This window comes from Actinophytocola oryzae, assembly GCF_004364325.1.
In the GTDB taxonomy this organism is placed as follows: domain Bacteria; phylum Actinomycetota; class Actinomycetes; order Mycobacteriales; family Pseudonocardiaceae; genus Actinophytocola; species Actinophytocola oryzae.
In genome coordinates this window covers 73,842-89,103 of the sequence record NZ_SOCP01000010.1, presented here as the reverse complement: position 1 = coordinate 89,103, position 15,262 = coordinate 73,842, and the positions used below count along the sequence as shown (strand labels likewise).

11 protein-coding genes are annotated in these 15,262 nt (G+C 70.1%); 9 read left to right on the top strand and 2 right to left on the bottom strand.

Going from position 1 to position 15,262, the window contains the following annotated elements; genetic code table 11:
* Nucleotide 1: 1 nt before the first annotated feature.
* Genes asnB through CLV71_RS25770 form a run of 8 tightly spaced genes read left to right on the top strand, consistent with a single transcriptional unit; the run spans nt 2 to nt 11,977 of the window.
* Nucleotides 2-1,894, top strand: a complete 1,893-nt coding sequence (gene asnB / locus CLV71_RS25805) for an asparagine synthase (glutamine-hydrolyzing) (RefSeq protein WP_133905427.1) — start codon at nt 2-4, stop codon at nt 1,892-1,894.
* 12 nt (nt 1,895-1,906) lie between these two features.
* The gene (locus tag CLV71_RS25800; RefSeq protein ID WP_133905426.1) at nt 1,907-4,111 is read left to right on the top strand and encodes a bi-domain-containing oxidoreductase; all 2,205 of its coding nucleotides are present in this window, start codon (nt 1,907-1,909) and stop codon (nt 4,109-4,111) included.
* Complete coding sequence (locus tag CLV71_RS25795; protein ID WP_133905425.1) at nt 4,108-6,075, top strand: alginate lyase family protein; 1,968 nt, start codon at nt 4,108-4,110, stop codon at nt 6,073-6,075. Before CLV71_RS25800 ends, CLV71_RS25795 begins: the two co-directional genes overlap by 4 nt.
* Nucleotides 6,075-7,583, top strand: a complete 1,509-nt coding sequence (locus CLV71_RS25790) for a right-handed parallel beta-helix repeat-containing protein (protein WP_133905690.1) — start codon at nt 6,075-6,077, stop codon at nt 7,581-7,583. The genes CLV71_RS25795 and CLV71_RS25790 overlap by 1 nt, the downstream gene beginning before the upstream one ends.
* A 42-nt stretch (nt 7,584-7,625) precedes the next feature.
* Complete coding sequence (locus tag CLV71_RS25785; protein WP_133905424.1) at nt 7,626-8,483, top strand: class I SAM-dependent methyltransferase; 858 nt, start codon at nt 7,626-7,628, stop codon at nt 8,481-8,483.
* Nucleotides 8,480-9,679, top strand: a complete 1,200-nt coding sequence (locus tag CLV71_RS25780) for an O-antigen ligase domain-containing protein (RefSeq protein WP_133905423.1) — start codon at nt 8,480-8,482, stop codon at nt 9,677-9,679. Before CLV71_RS25785 ends, CLV71_RS25780 begins: the two co-directional genes overlap by 4 nt.
* Nucleotides 9,680-9,687: 8 nt before the next feature.
* On the top strand, nt 9,688-10,884 hold the full coding sequence (locus CLV71_RS25775) for a glycosyltransferase (protein ID WP_133905689.1): 1,197 nt from the start codon (nt 9,688-9,690) through the stop codon (nt 10,882-10,884).
* Nucleotides 10,865-11,977 carry a nucleotidyltransferase family protein gene (locus CLV71_RS25770; RefSeq protein ID WP_133905422.1) on the top strand — a complete coding sequence of 371 codons (1,113 nt, stop codon included), beginning with the start codon at nt 10,865-10,867 and terminating at the stop codon, nt 11,975-11,977. Before CLV71_RS25775 ends, CLV71_RS25770 begins: the two co-directional genes overlap by 20 nt.
* 90 nt (nt 11,978-12,067) lie before the next feature.
* Here CLV71_RS25770 and CLV71_RS25765 read toward each other — a convergent pair whose 3' ends face one another.
* A complete protein-coding gene (locus CLV71_RS25765; RefSeq protein ID WP_133905421.1) occupies nt 12,068-13,204 on the bottom strand; it encodes an asparagine synthase-related protein in 1,137 nt (378 codons plus the stop codon).
* A 52-nt stretch (nt 13,205-13,256) separates the two neighbouring features.
* Complete coding sequence (locus CLV71_RS25760) at nt 13,257-13,397, bottom strand: lasso RiPP family leader peptide-containing protein (RefSeq protein ID WP_133905420.1); 141 nt, start codon at nt 13,395-13,397, stop codon at nt 13,257-13,259.
* A gap of 100 nt (nt 13,398-13,497) precedes the next feature.
* Between CLV71_RS25760 and CLV71_RS25755 the strand changes: the two genes are divergently transcribed.
* Nucleotides 13,498-15,243, top strand: coding sequence for an ABC transporter ATP-binding protein (locus CLV71_RS25755; protein ID WP_133905419.1), 1,746 nt, complete (start codon nt 13,498-13,500; stop codon nt 15,241-15,243).
* Nucleotides 15,244-15,262 lie beyond the last annotated feature (19 nt).

Here is a 15,262-nt window from a genome sequence, read left to right as displayed (position 1 = left end):
CATGTGCGGCATCGCAGGCGCGTACCTGTGGCCCGACGGCGGGCCGGTCACCGACCGGCTCACCAAGACGCTCGCGCACCGCGGGCCGGACGGGTCCGGCCGCTACAGCCACGCCGCGGGCACCGGTGACGTCCACCTCGGCCACCGCAGGCTGTCGATCATCGACCTGAGCGAGACCGGCGCCCAGCCCATGGTCGCCGAGGGCCTCTCGCTGACCTACAACGGCGAGCTGTACAACGCGCCGGAGCTGCGCCGCGAGCTGGAGGCCGCGGGTGAGCGCTTCCGTGGCACGTCGGACACCGAGGTGCTGCTGCGGGCGTGGCGGGTCTGGGGCGTGGACTGCCTGCCGAAGCTGCGCGGGATGTTCGCGTTCGGCGTGTTCGACGAGCGCACCGGAGAGCTGACGCTCGCGCGTGACCAGCTCGGCATCAAGCCGCTGTTCTACGTGCGGCGCGGCGGCGGGCTCGTGTTCGCCTCCGAGCTGAAGGCGCTCGCGAACGAGCTGGGCGACCTGACCGTCAACGACGCCGCCCTCGTCGCGTCGCTGCTGTACTACTGGGTGCCGGACAGCCGCTGCGCCTACCGGGAGGCCGCGAAGCTGCCGCCGGGGAGCTGGCTGTCGATCAAGCCGAACGGCGAGGTCGAGCAGGGCACGTACTGGTCGCTGCGTGACGTGGCGGCGCAGGCCCAGCACGCGCCGGAGCCGGACCTCGCCGCGGTCGTCGAGGAGTCCACGCGGGCGCACATGCTCGCGGACGTGCCGGTCGCGACGTTCCTGTCCGGCGGGCTCGACTCCAGCTACCTCACCGCGCTCGCCGCGAAGCACAGCCCGGGGATCTCCGCGTACACCATCGGTTTCCGTGCCGAGGACGCGAAGTTCGAGGCGATGCCGGACGACCTGAAGTACGCGCGGATCGTGGCGCAGAAGTTCGGCGTCGACCTCAAGGAGATCGAGATCGCGCCGCAGGTGCTCGACCTGCTGCCGAAGATGACCTATCACCTCGACGAGCCGATCGGCGACCCCGCGGCCATCAACACGTTCCTCATCTGCACCGCCGCGCGCGAGGCGGGGGTGAAGGTGATGCTGTCCGGGATGGGTGCCGACGAGCTGTTCGCCGGCTACCGCAAGCACCTCGCGAACACCCTCGCGGTGCGCTACCAGAAGGTGCCCGGGGCGTTGCGCACCCCGGTGAAGTCCGTTGTGGACAGACTGCCGGTCGCGACGTCCAAGCGCGGCTACCGGTCCGTGCGGTTCGCCAAGCGGTTCCTGTCGTTCGCGGAGATGCCGGAGGAGACCGCCTTCCGGCGCAGCTACACGATGTACGACCACGCGGAGCTGACCGGGCTGCTGAGCCCCGACCTGCGTGCCACGGTCGACGACGTGCTGACCGAGCACGCGGACACCTACCACGACAACACGCTGTCGGACTTCGTGAACCGCATGTGCCTCGCGGACTCCAGGATGTTCCTGCCCGGCCTGAACCTCGCGTACACGGACCGGTCGTCGATGGCCGCGTCCACCGAGGTGCGGGTGCCGTTCGTGGACGTCGAGGTCGTGAAGGCGGCGTTCGCGCTGCCCGGCTCGGCGAAGATCGCGGGCAGGCAGGGAAAGGTCGCGCTGAAGAAGGCCGCGACCTCGATCCTGCCCGACGAGATCGTCTACCGCCCCAAGGGCCTCTTCTCCGCGCCGCTGCGTGCGTGGATGAGCCGCGACCTCGCACCGCTGGTCCGCGAGGTCGTCAATGACGGCCTGCTGGTGCGCAGCGGCTTCCTGCGACGTGAGGCGCTGCAGCGGCTGGTCGCCGAGGACGCGAGCGGGCAACAGGACCGGTCGAAGCACCTCTGGCACGTACTGACCCTCGAGCACTGGTACCGCGCGGCTACCGACAAGTAGAAGGAAATCGCCTTGAAGCAGGTTGTGCAGAACTACAAGAGCGGTGAGCTCGCGCTCCTGGACGTGCCGGAGCCGGCGTGCAAGCCGGGTGGTGTCCTGGTGCGGACCCTGTACTCGCTGATCTCGACCGGTACCGAGCTGATGAAGGTCAGCGAGGCGAGCAAGTCGTTGCTGGGCAAGGCGAAGGCGCGCCCGGACCAGGTCGCGAAGGTCATGCAGAGCGTCGCGACGAACGGCCTGTCGGCGACCTACCGCAAGGTGACCAGCAAGCTCGACTCGTACACGCCGCTCGGGTACTCGCTGTGCGGCGTGGTGACGGCGGTCGGCGCGGGGACCGACGACGTGGCGGTCGGCGACCTGGTGTCGTGCGCCGGCAACGAGCACGCACTGCACGCCGAGGTGAACTGGGTACCGAAGAACCTGTACGTGCGGGTCCCCGCGACGCTCGACCCCAGGCACGCCGCGTTCGGCACGGTCGGCTCGATCGCCATGCAGGGTGTGCGACGCGGTGAGCCCGCGCTCGGCGACGTCGCGCTGGTGATCGGCCTCGGGCTCATCGGCCAGCTCGTGGTGCAGCTGCTGGTGGCGTCCGGCGTGAAGGTGATCGGCGCGGACCCGGACCCGTCGCGCTGCGCGCTGGCGGAGTCGGTGGGTGCGGCGGTGTGCGCGGCACCGGGTTCGTCCGTGGTCGAGACGGCGGTGGCGGAGCTGACCGGCGGGTTCGGCGTGGACCAGGTGTACCTGGCTGCGGGCGGCAGCACGAACCAGCCGGTCGAGCTGGCGGCGAAGCTGGCCCGTGACCGGGGGACGGTCGTGGACATCGGCAAGTGCAGCCTGGACCTGCCGTGGAACGCCTACTACGAGAAGGAGCTGGACGTCCGGTTCTCGCGCTCCTACGGACCGGGCCGGTACGACCCGTCCTACGAGCTGGAGGGCCGCGACTACCCGATCGGGTACGTCCGGTGGACCGAGCGCCGCAACATCGAGTGCTTCCTCGACCTGGCGGCCCGCGACAAGATCGACGTGTCGCCGCTGATCACCCACGTGGCCGGGTTCGACGACGCCGTGGAGACCTACCGCGCCCTGAACGAGGGCGAGCTGAAGGCGGTCGCGGTCCTCTTCGACTACCCGCAACCGGAAGACACGGAACTGTCGGTCCCCACTGATAGCGTGGAAATCGGGGGACCCCCTGCCGCACGAGTGGGACTCTCGCTCGGGGATCAGTCGGTCAGGGTACGGAAGTCCACTCTTCGGGTGGGGTTCGTCGGCGCGGGCAACTACGCCTCGTCGATGCTGCTGCCGCATCTGGTGGAGGACGAGTCCGTCGACCTCTACCGGGTGGTCACCACGTCGGCGCTGTCCGCCACCAACGCGAAGCGCAAGTTCGGCTTCGGCGACGCGTCCACCGATCTCGACGAGCTGATCGAGGACGACTCCGTCGACGCGATCTTCGTCGTCACCCGGCACAGCACCCACGCCGACCTCACCATCCGCGCGCTGGAGGCAGGCAAGGCCGTCTTCGTCGAGAAGCCGCTCGCGCTCGGCACCGACGAGCTGACCCGCATCCTCGAGACCGTCGAGAAGACCGGCAACGACCGGCTCCAGGTCGGGTTCAACCGGCGGTTCGCGCCGCTGCTGAACGAGGCACGCCAGCGGTTCGGCAGGCGCATCGGGCCCGCCTCCGTGCGGTACCTCGTCAACGCGGGCAGGCTCGACGGTGGCTCCTGGTACAACCAGGACTCCGAGGGCACCCGGTTCGTCGGCGAGGGCGGCCACTTCATCGACACCGTCTCCTGGTTGCTCGGGGACGACCCGGTCTCCGTCTACGCCGCGGCCACGCCCGGCCAGAAGGACCTCCAGGCCGTCCTGCGCTACCCCGACGGGTCGACCGCCACGATCACCTACGCCACCAACGGCTCGTCGCAGTTCCAGAAGGAGACCATCGACCTCACAGCCGACGGCAAGGTCCTCCGGTTCGACGACTTCGCCCGCGCCTCGGTGTTCGGGCAGAAGAAGTGGGCCAGCACGCGGCTGCCCAAGGGCCGCGACAAGGGGCAGGCCCGCCAGGTCGCCTCCTTCGTCGAGGCCGTCAAGACCGGCGCGCCCATGCCCGTCCCGCTCGAGTCCCTCGCCGCGACCACCCTAGCTACGCTGGCCGTCGAGACCAGCCTGAACACCGGTGGGCCGGTGCGGGTCGAAACCGAGCCGACGACATGAGACCGACCTGGTACCTGCGCCGCCTCTCCAGGATGGGGCCGCGCGAGATGGCCACCCGGGCGGTCGTCGCGGCCCGCATACACCGATGGCGGCGCGTGCTCGAGGAGGCGAACACCGCCGGGGCGATGACCGCCGTGTGGCTGCCCAACCGGCGGTTCCGGCCCGTGCTGCCCGACCAGGCCCTCGCGGCCGTCTCTCCCACCGCGAAGGACCGGCTCGTCCGCACCGCCGACGAGCTGATGGCCGGGCACGCCACCTACTTCGGCGTCACCCGCGACGACATGGTCGACCCCGACTGGTCGTGGGACCCCAGGACGGACCGGCGCGCACCGGCCGACCGCTACGCCTTCGACATCCCCTACCGCGACGAGAACGCCGTCGGGGACATCAAGCAGCTGTGGGAGCCCTCGCGCCACCAGCACCTCACGGTCCTCGCGGCCGCGTACGCGCTCACCGGTGAGGAGCGGTACGCCGAACGCGTCGCCGAGCACCTCCGCTCCTGGTGGGCGACCAACCAGCCGCTGCGCGGGGTGCACTGGGTCAGCGGCATCGAGCTGGGCATCCGGCTCATCTCGTGGGTGTGGGTCCGGCGGCTGCTCGACCGGTGGTCGGGTGCGAAGGCGTTGTTCGAGGACAACCCCGACGCGCTGCACCAGATCTGGCACCACCAGCGCTGGCTCGCCTCGCTCGGCAGCCACGGGTCCTCCGCCAACAACCACGTCATCGCCGAGGCCGCGGGACAGCTCGCCGCCGCGTGCGCGTTCGACTGGTTCCCGGAGACGCCGACCTGGCGCGGCAGCGCACTGCGGCTGCTCGACGAGCAGCTGCACCGCAACACGTTCGCGTCGGGCCTCAACCGGGAGCTCGCGACCGAGTACCACGGGCTCGTGCTGGAGCTGGGTCTCGCGGCGGCCGTCGAGGCGGACGCGGCGGGGGTCACCGTGCCGGACACGACGTGGCTCGTGCTCATGCGGATGTGCGACGCGCTCGCCGCGATCGTCGACGTCCACGTCAATCCGCCCCGGCAGGGCGACGCGGACGACGGACACGGCCTGATCGTCGACGGCGCGGGCGCCCACCGCTGGTCGAGCCTGCTGCACACCGGCGACGCGCTGTTCGGCAGGCAGCGCTGGTGGCCGCTGGTGGCCGTCGACGACGTGCGGACGCCGCTGCTCACCTCGCTGTCCAACGGCGCACGCTCCGACGCCGTCCGCCCGTCGGAACGGCCGACCCACCTCTCGGACGCGGGCATGACGATCCTGCGCACCGCCAACACGCTCGGCGAGATCTGGTGCCGCTGCGACGGCGGGCCGCACGGGTTCCTGTCCATCGCGGCGCACGCGCACGCGGACGCGCTGTCGGTCGAGGTCCGCCACGACGGCGTCGACATCCTCGCCGACCCGGGAACCTACTGCTACCACGGGCAACCGGAGTGGCGCGGCTACTTCCGGGGCACGCTCGGCCACAACACCCTCCAGCTGGACGGGCGCGACCAGTCGCAGTCCGGCGGCCCGTTCATGTGGACGCGGCACGCCCGCACGAACGTCCTCGTCGCCAACGGTGCCAAGTGGACGGCCGAGCACGACGGTTACTCGCGTGGCCGCGAACCCGCCGCCCACCGCAGGACCGTGCACCTCGACCGGGATCGGCGCGAGGTGACCGTGCACGACGAGGTCCGTGCGCCGACCCCCCGTGACTGCCGGCTCGCGTTCCACCTCGGCCCCGAGGTCGACGTCGTCCTCGAAGGGCACTCGGCGGTGCTGTCGTGGCGGGACCAGACGGCGTCACTGCGACTGGCGGAGGGTCTGACATGGACGTCACACCGCGGCGAGGAGAACCCGCCACTGGGCTGGTACTCCACCGAGTTCGGCCACCGCACGCCCACGACAACGCTCGTCGGCACCGGCCGGGCAGGTGGGCCGGGGCAGGAACCGTTCGTCACCCGACTCCAGTTCGACTCATGATGTCGCGAACCCTGAGGGCACTGGCGCTGTTCGGGGTGCTGGTCGTCGCCGGGTGCACGGCAAGCCCGGCGGCGGAACAACAGAGCGGCACCACTCCGGCCCCGGCGACCGGTTCCAGTAGCGGGACGGCGGTGTGCGGCCACACCAAGCCCGGCCCCTCGGAGGCTCCCGCGGGTGCCGTCAAGATCGACCCGTCCGTCGACGGCGACCTGACGAGGAAGTCCGAGGAAAACCCGCCCGGCACGACGTTCTGGCTCGCGCCTGGCACGCACACGCTCGGCAACGACCAGTACGGCTCGGTCACCCCGAAGGACGGCGACGTCTATCTCGGGGCCCCCGGCGCGATCCTCGACGGCAAGCGGGTCAACAAGTACGCGTTCGTGTTCGACGCCAAGAACGTGACGATCCGGGGACTCACCGTCCGGGGGTTCGTGCCGCCGCCCGACGAGGGCGTGGTCAACCACGACTCCGGCGACGGCTGGACCATCGAGGACAGCACGATCGAGAACAACGACGGCGCCGGGCTGATGGCGGGCTCGAACCAGACGGTGCGCGGGAACTGCCTGAAGGACAACGGGCAGTACGGCATGAACGCGTACAAGAACGGCACCCTCACCAACCTCGTGCTGGAGGGCAACGAGATCACCGGCAACAACACCGGTGACTGGGAGAACAAGATCGACGGCTGCGGCTGCACCGGCGGCGTGAAGTTCTGGGCCGTCAACAAGGCCGACATCCGGAACAACTGGGTGCACGACAACCGCGGCACCGGGCTGTGGGCGGACACCAACAACAACGACTTCCTCATCGAGCACAACGTCATCGAGGACAACGACGGCTCGGCGATCATCTACGAGATCAGCTACAACGCGGTGATCCGGGACAACACGTTCCGGCGCAACAACATCGTGGAGGGGCGCAAGTTCGCCGACCGTGGCGAGACCTTCCCGTCCGCGTCGATCTACCTCTCCGAGTCCGGTGGCGAGCCGAGGATCCCGGCCCGTACCGGCAAGCTCGAGTTCTACGGCAACGTGATGGAGAACAACTGGTCGGGCGTCACCCTGTGGGAGAACGCGGACCGGTTCTGCAACAGCGCGGCCAACACCTCGGGTGGCTGCACACTGCTGGTCAAGGACATCAACCGCTGCGTGCAGCCCGACATCGCGAAGAAACCGCTCTACGACGACTGTCGGTGGAAGACCCAGAACGTCGACATCCACGACAACCAGTTCACCGTCGACCCCAAGGCGATCGGCTGCAACGCGCTGTGCGCGCGGATGGCGGTCATCTCCAACTACGGCACGTATCCCGACTGGTCACCGTACCGGGGAGACGTCGTGCAGCAGGCGATCACGTTCGCCCAGCACAACTCGTGGCACGACAACCACTACTCCGGGCCGTGGACCTTCATGACACAGGACACCGAGCGGGTCGTGCACTCGTCGCAGTGGCAGTCGGCGCCCTTCTCGCAGGACCAGCGCAGCACCTTCGTCCAGTCCGGCGGCTGAGGAGCGCACGGCGCGGACATCGACACAGCAGTGGAGTTTTGCATGAACGAGACCGAGGTCCAGACGTTCTGGAACGCACACCCGTGCGGCGACCACATCGTCGGCGGGCTGCGCCAGGAGTTCGCCGACGACTACGAGCGGTTCTTCACCGCCTACGACAAGTGGCGCTACCAGCAGGAGGGCCACATCCCCGCCTGCCTCGACCGGTTCGACTGGCGGCACAAGAAGGTCCTCGAGATCGGCCTCGGCCAGGGTGCGGAGTCCGAGCAGCTGATCCGGCGGGGCGCGCACTGGTCGGGCCTGGACCTGACGGCCGAGTCGGTCGCGCGGGTCGGCGCACGCCTCTCCCTGCGGGACCTGCCCCACGACGACCTCAAGCAGGGTTCCGCGCTGGAGATCCCGTACCCGACCGGCAGCTTCGACCACGTGTTCAGCCACGGCGTGCTGCACCACATCCCGGACATCCTGACCGCGCAGAAGGAGATCAGGCGCGTGCTCAAGCCGGGTGGCACGCTGGTCGCGATGCTGTACGCGCGGAACTCGCTGAACTTCCAGCTGAGCATCAGGGTCGTGCGCCGCGCGGTGCTCGCGGGTGCCTACCCGCTGCGGAACGTGGTGCCGTTCAAGGGCATGCTGCGCCAGCACCTCGACAACGCCGAGGTGGTCGGGTTGCGGTCCTATCTGGACATCGACACCTTCACCCACCGCAACACCGACGGGCCGCTCAACCCGTTCGCACGCGTGTACTCGCCGCAGGAGGTGGCGCGCGACTTCCCGGACTTCGAGCTGGTGGACACCTTCCAGCGGTACATGCACGCGCCGCCGCTGCCCGTGCACGGCATGCCGGGTGGTGACCGGCTCGGCTGGCACCTCTGGGTCACGCTGCGGGCGCGCGCGTGACCGTCGCGGCGCAGCGTCCTCTCGCGACGGTCGAGGCGCCTACCGCGCCTCGGCTGCTGTGGCTGGTGTGGGCCCTGCTCGTGACCAACACCCTGGGTTCCCAGGGTGCGGTCACGCTCGTGCCGATCCCGCGGCCGGTGGCGCAGATGGTCACCATGGGGGCGGTCGTCGCCGCGTTCGTGTTCGCGTTGATGCTCAACCCGCGGGTGCGGCTGCGGCCGAGCGCGTACCTGCTGATCCTGTCGTTCCTCGTCGTCGTCAGCATCGTGTCGAGCATGCGGCTGGAATCCGGTTACGGGGCGCTGTTCCGCTGCTTCCGGTACACGATGTTCGTCGGCACGCTGTGGTTGCTGACCGCGTTCTGGGACGACTGGCTCGCGTTCGTGAAGACCCACGTGCGCACGATGGCCGCCGTGCTCGGCACGGTCGCGCTCGGGCTCGTGGTGTCGCCGGGCACGGCGATGCCGGGTCTCTACGGCGGCAGGCTGGTCGGCGCGATCTGGCCGCTGACCCCGCCGCAGGTCGGCTTCTACTCGGCGACCGTGGCGGGGCTGGTGATCCTGCTGTGGCTCGGCCGCAAGACGACCGGCATCAGCGTGTTCGTGATCGCGTTGCCCGCCATCGCGTTGCTGTTGCTGAGCCACACCCGCACCGCCCTGCTCGGGCTGGTCGGCGGGCTCGTCCTCGCGATCGTGTCCCTGTTGACGACGTCGACGAGAGCCCGCAGGGCGATCACCACGACCGTCATCGTCGGTGGCGCCACCGCGCTGCTCGCCGGCGCGGCGATCCAGACGTGGTTCGCGCGTGGGCAGACCGACCTGTCCGAGCTGACCGGGCGGCAGAAGGTGTGGGACGCGCTGCTGGCCGCGCCCCGCACGCTCAGCGAACAGCTCTTCGGCGTCGGTCTGACGAACAAGTCGTTCGACGGCCTGCCCATCGACTCGAGCTGGCTCGCGGTCTACCAGGAGCAGGGCCTGATCGGGCTGGCGCTCGTCGCCGCGTTCCTGCTGACGCTGTTCGGCGTCGCCGCGCTGCGGCCGCCATCGCTGACCAGGGCCCTCGCGTTGTTCCTGATCGTGTACTCGGTGATCGCGTCGTACACGGAGGCCGGTCTCGGCGACGCGTCGCCGTACCTGCTCAACCTCGCCATCGCCGCGGTGCTGCTGACCGTGGTGCGACCTGGAGCGTCCGAATGACCGAAACCCTGCGGATTCTCGTGGTGCACAACCGGTACCGCAGCGAGCAGCCGAGCGGCGAGGACAACGTCGTCGACCAGGAGGTCGCGCTGCTGCGCGAGGCGGGTCACCAGGTGGACCTGTTCGAGCGCCGCAGTGACGACATCGCGGACATGTCCCTGCCACGCAAGGCACTCGTTCCCCTCGGCGTGCCGTACAACGCGGCCGCCCGCGCGGCGATGGCCACCCGGCTGCGGCGGGACCGGCCGGACGTCGTCCACGTGCACAACACCTTCCCGCTGCTGTCGGCGTCCGTCGTGGACGCCTGCCGGTCCGCGCGGGTGCCGGTCGTCGCCACGCTGCACAACTACACGCAGGTCTGTCCATCCGGGACGCTCTACCGCGACGGAACCGCGTGCACCTCGTGTGTGGGCAGGCTGCCGATCCCGGCCGTGCGGCACGGGTGCTACCGCGGGTCGTCGGCGGCGACCGTGCCGCTGGCGTTGAGCTTCATGGCCAACCGGCGGCGCTGGTGGTCGTCGGTGTCCCGGTTCCTGTGCATCTCGGAGGCGCAGCGGCAGACGCTGATCGCGAACGGCATGCCCGCGGACCAGCTCGCGGTGAAGTACAACTTCGTGTCCGACACCGACGTCCGGCGCACCGCCCCCGGCGAGCACCTGCTCTACCTCGGGCGGCTGACCGAGGAGAAGGGCGTGCGACTGCTGATGGCCGCGTGGGACGAGGTCGCGGCCTCCGGCGGACTCGGCGTGCCACTGGTGATCGCGGGTGCGGGCCCGCTCGCCGACGAGGTGTCGCGGTGGGCCTCGGGCAGGCACGACACCCGGTTCGTCGGCCGCCTCGACGCGACCGGGAGCCGCGCGGCGATCGCGCGCTCGGTCGCGGTCGTGGTGCCGTCGCAGTGGATGGAGACGTTCGGCCTCGTGGTGGTGGAGGCCATGGCGGCCGGGGTGCCCGCGGTGGCGGCCGGGCACGGCTCGCTGGCCGAGCTGGTCACCGACGGTGTCACCGGTCTCCTGCACACACCGGGAGATGCGTCGTCGCTGGCGGACGCGCTCGGCAGGGTCGTGCGGGCACCCAGTTCCATCGGCAACGCCGCACGCGAACGGTACGAACACGAGTTCACCCGCTCGGTCGGCCTCACGAACCTCGTCGCCCACTACAGAAGCGTCATCGAGAGGGCTCGCCGTGCGCAGACTGTGCCATGAGTCGTCCTACCCGTCGGCGCTGCTGGCGGTGGCCGGACACCGGTTGGACGGGGCGATCCGCCCGTTCCCGGACACGCCGCTCGTGCCGGAGGCCTGGTCCGGGCTGGTGGCGGCCGCGGCGAGCCACCGCCTCACCGGTCTCCTGAGGTCCAGTGTGGACGGTGGACGGCTGCCCGCTACCGACGCGCAGCGCGCCGAGGTGCGGAACACGCACCGGATGACGTTGCTGCGCGTCCTGTCGCTGGAGCAGCACCTCGTGTCGATGGTGTCACGGCTCGCGGCGGCGGATGTCGAGACCCGCGTGCTGAAGGGCAGCGCGTACGCGCACCTCGACTACCCGGATCCCGCGCTGCGGTCGTTCATCGACCTGGACCTGCTGTTCCGGCCGGACGACATCGCGAAGGCCGTGGCGGTGCTGGAGTCGGCAGGCCTCACCAGGATCCTCGCCGAGCCGCGCCCCGGCTTCGACCGGCGGTTCGACAAGGGCACCACGCTGCGCGGCCCGGACTTCGAGATCGACCTGCACCGCACGTTCGTGCTGGGGCCGTGGGGCCTGCGGCTCGACCTCGACGCGCTGTGGTCGGACGCCGAGCCGTTCACCATCGGCGGCCACCCGCTGTACGCACTGTCGGCACAGAACCGGTTCCTGCACGCCTGCTACCACGCGGCGCTCGGCGACTGGCCACTGCGGCTTGGCTCGCTGCGTGACGTGGCGGAGCTGCACCCGGCGGACGAGCGCGGCGCGATCACGCAGGCGACCGAGTGGGGCGTGCAGGCCGTGGTCGCCGCCGCGGTGGCCGACTCGACGCGCCTGCTCGGCCTGCCGGTGTCCGGCGAGCTGCGGACGTGGGCGGCGGCGTACGTCCCCACGCGCCGCGAGGAGAGCTGGCTGGGCCTGCACACGCAGGAGAACAAGACCTTTGCCGCGCAGGCGATCGCGACGCTGCCCGCGCTGCCCGGCCTGCGCGACAAGGCCGCGTACCTTCGTGCGCTGCTGCTGCCGGACGCCGGCTACACCGCCGACCGCCACACGTCCACGCTGTCGCGCATCCGCTTCGGCGTCCGCGAGGCGCTCAAGGGCCGGGGTAGGTGAGGAGCAGCTCGAAGGCCACCCCCGGCCCATCGTGTGCGCCCGCCGTTACGAAGGCGTCCTTCAGTGCGCCCAGCGTTACGAAGGCGTCCTTCAGTGCATCCGGTGGGCCGCGAGCCAGGCCTGTTGCAGCAGCGACATCGACGGGGCGTGCGGGTCCTGCGAGAGCCACGTCTCACGCAGGGCACCCGCGTCGACGAGGTCACCGTCCACTCCGGACCCGTGCCACGTGCGCGCGAACTCCCGCGTGTAGCGCGTGAAGATGGCGTTGGCGAACAACGCCTTGGTACGACGCTCGAGGACCTCACGCGGGAGCAGGTCGCCGAACAGGTCACGCATGGTGGCCGTGCGGCCCGTCCAGCCGAGGAAACCGCCCTGCGCGGCGACCGACGCCACGAGTGCCGGTTCGGCGAACGCCTGCACGTAGGTCACGTCCATCTCGTCGCCGAGCACACGCATCGTCTCGTAGGCGATGCGCGCGGTACGGCGGGTGGCGAACTGCCAGGTGTTGCGGGCGGCGCTCAACGCGAACGCGGCCAGGTCCGCCGCGTCCCGGCGCGCCAGCTCGTGCTCGACGTCCGGGCGCAGCCACGGGCGCCGGTAGCGGCCACGCAGCGCGGCGTGGCGGCGCATGAACGCGGGCCGCAGCGCGCCGAGCACGTCGCCGTACACGCCGGGTGACGCGAGTCCCCTGCGGGACAACAGGTTCTTCAACGGCGTGACACGTTTCAAGCCGAACGACTCGTCGCCGCCCTCGCCCGTCAGCAGGGTGCCACCCCTGGCCATGGTCATCATGCGGATCGTCGGTGCGAAGTTGGGCGGCCAGACCAGTCCGTGCCGTCGCAGCACGGGCGTGGCCACCGGGCCGAGGGGGTCGTGCTCGTCGTGGACGGTGAGCACGATCCGGTCCCGGATGCCGAGGTGGTCCAGGACCGCGGTCTGCCAACGGGACTCGTCGGCGTCCGGGGCGTCCGGATAGGACAGGGTGATCGGTACGGGCAGCGGAAGCCGTTCACGGCGCGCGACGGCTACCGCTGCCGACAGGAGGACCGAGGAGTCCCTACCACCGGAGAACGCCACCAGGCATGGCGATCGCCGAAGGTGGGCCGGCAACATCCGGTCGAGTACAACGCGCGGCGAGTCGTGTGGTCCCGGGGGCAGCGGAACCGGGTCGAAGCCGTTGACCCATCCGCCGGCTATCTCCAGCGGATCCGGTGTGTACAGTCCCATACGGACTCCTTGTGGGTTGGTGACGGAGTTACTCCGCCACCGCCCGCACAGCTCACGAGTAGCGGTTGTTGTCGCCGAGGATCGGGATGATCCAGGTCAGGTTGTCGCTCGACTTCCCGAACAGGTTCGCCTGGGTCAGATCCGTGAGCGAACCGAGCTCGATGATCTCCGGGGCTTCGTATGGCTGGCGCAATGTGTCACCTCCTCCCATTTTCATGGGGTACGTCGCCCGATCGGAGGATTCATTACCAGATCGCTGTAACAAAGACTGTGCGTAGCTGGACGTATTACACATGCGACGGTTGGCGAGGACACCGAGGCTGATCATGGCCGCGGCAGGGGAAGTCTGGCGTGCCGACCGGGGCGGCACCGTACTCGCGGCGATGTACCAGTTGCTCGGCGCGGTGGCGGCACTCGGTGTCGTGGCGGCGGGCAAGTTCACGTTCGACGCACTGCTGACACCGGACAACTCGGCATTCGGTCTGACGACGGCACTTCTGCTGCTCGCGCTCGCGACCGCGGTGTCCGGCTCGACCGGTCCACTTCAGACACAGCAGCACCGTCTGCTCGGCGAGCGGGTGTCACAGCGCGTGTGGGACCGGTTGCTGGACACGACCGCACGCGCCGATCTCGTTACCTACGAGTCGACCGGCTTCGGGACGGAACTGGAACGGATACGGCAGCACGCGCTGGAGCACCCGTTCGCCGTGACCGCCGCTTTGCTCGGTATGTCGGGAAGTCTGGTCGGCGTTGGCACGATGTCGGTGGTGCTGATAGCGGTCGAGCCACTGCTGCTGCCACTGCTGCTGGCCGCGGGCATCCCGGCGGTGTTGCTGTCGAGGTGGGCGAGCCGCACGGAGTTCGCGTTCGCGCACCGGCTGACCGGTCTGTTCCGCCGCAGGCACTATCTGCGCGAGCTGCTGACGCAACGCCCGTACGCGGCGGAGGTGAGAGCGTTCGACGCGTTCGCCCCGCTGCGGTCCCGCCACGAGGAGCTGAACAGGGCCGCGAACGTCGCGCTGCGCCAACAGGTCCGCCGCCGCCAGGTGATCGCCGGTCTGACCACCATAGGTGTGGCAGGCGCGCTGACGGGTGCGTTGCTGGCCATCGTCGCGCTGGTGCGCAACGGCCGGATCGACCTGGCGGAGGCCGGCGCGGCGGCGATAGCGGTGCGGTTGCTGAGCGGACAGCTGGGCGTGCTGTTCGGCTCGATCGGCGGCCTGCTGGAGTCGGCCCCGTTCCTGGCCGACCTGGCACGGTTCGTCTCGAGTGGACCGCCGCCGTCGCCACGCGGCCACAAACGCGCGCTGGTCGACGGCGTCGCGCTGCGGGACGTGCGGTTCAGCTACCCCGGCCAGGACCGCGCGGCGGTGGACGGCGTGGACCTGGAGATCCGCGCGGGCGAGGTCGTGGCGCTGGTCGGCGAGAACGGCTCGGGCAAGACGACACTGGCGAAACTCGTGGCGGGACTGTACGACCCGGCGGCAGGCTCCCGTTGGTGGGACGGCACGTCGTTGCCTGCCGCGGACATCCGCGCGTCGGTGACGGTGATCTTCCAGGACTTCGTGCGGTACCAGATGACGTTGCGGGAGAACATCACGATCAGCGCGCCGACAGGCGACGCGGTGGCGGCTGCTTCGTCGGCGGGCCTGACGAGGACGCTGGGTGCGTTGCCGGAGGGCATGGACACGATGCTGGGCCGGGACCTCGACGAGGGCGTGGACCTGTCTGGTGGGCAGTGGCAGCGGGTCGCGCTGGCGAGGGCGCTGTACCGGGACACGCCACTGATCGTGCTGGACGAGCCTGCGGCGGCGCTGGACCCGCGGGCGGAGCACGAGCTGTTCACGAACGTGCGCGCGACACTGGGCGGCCGCGCGGCACTGCTGATCTCCCACCGCTTCTCGAGCACGAGGATGGCCGACCGGATCTACGTGATGGACGCCGGCCGGGTGGTCGAATGCGGTACCCACGACGAACTGATGGCGGCGGCGGGCCAGTACGCCGAGCTGTACCGCCTCCAGTCGGCGGCCTACCGCTGACGAGTTGTCCACAGGCGGC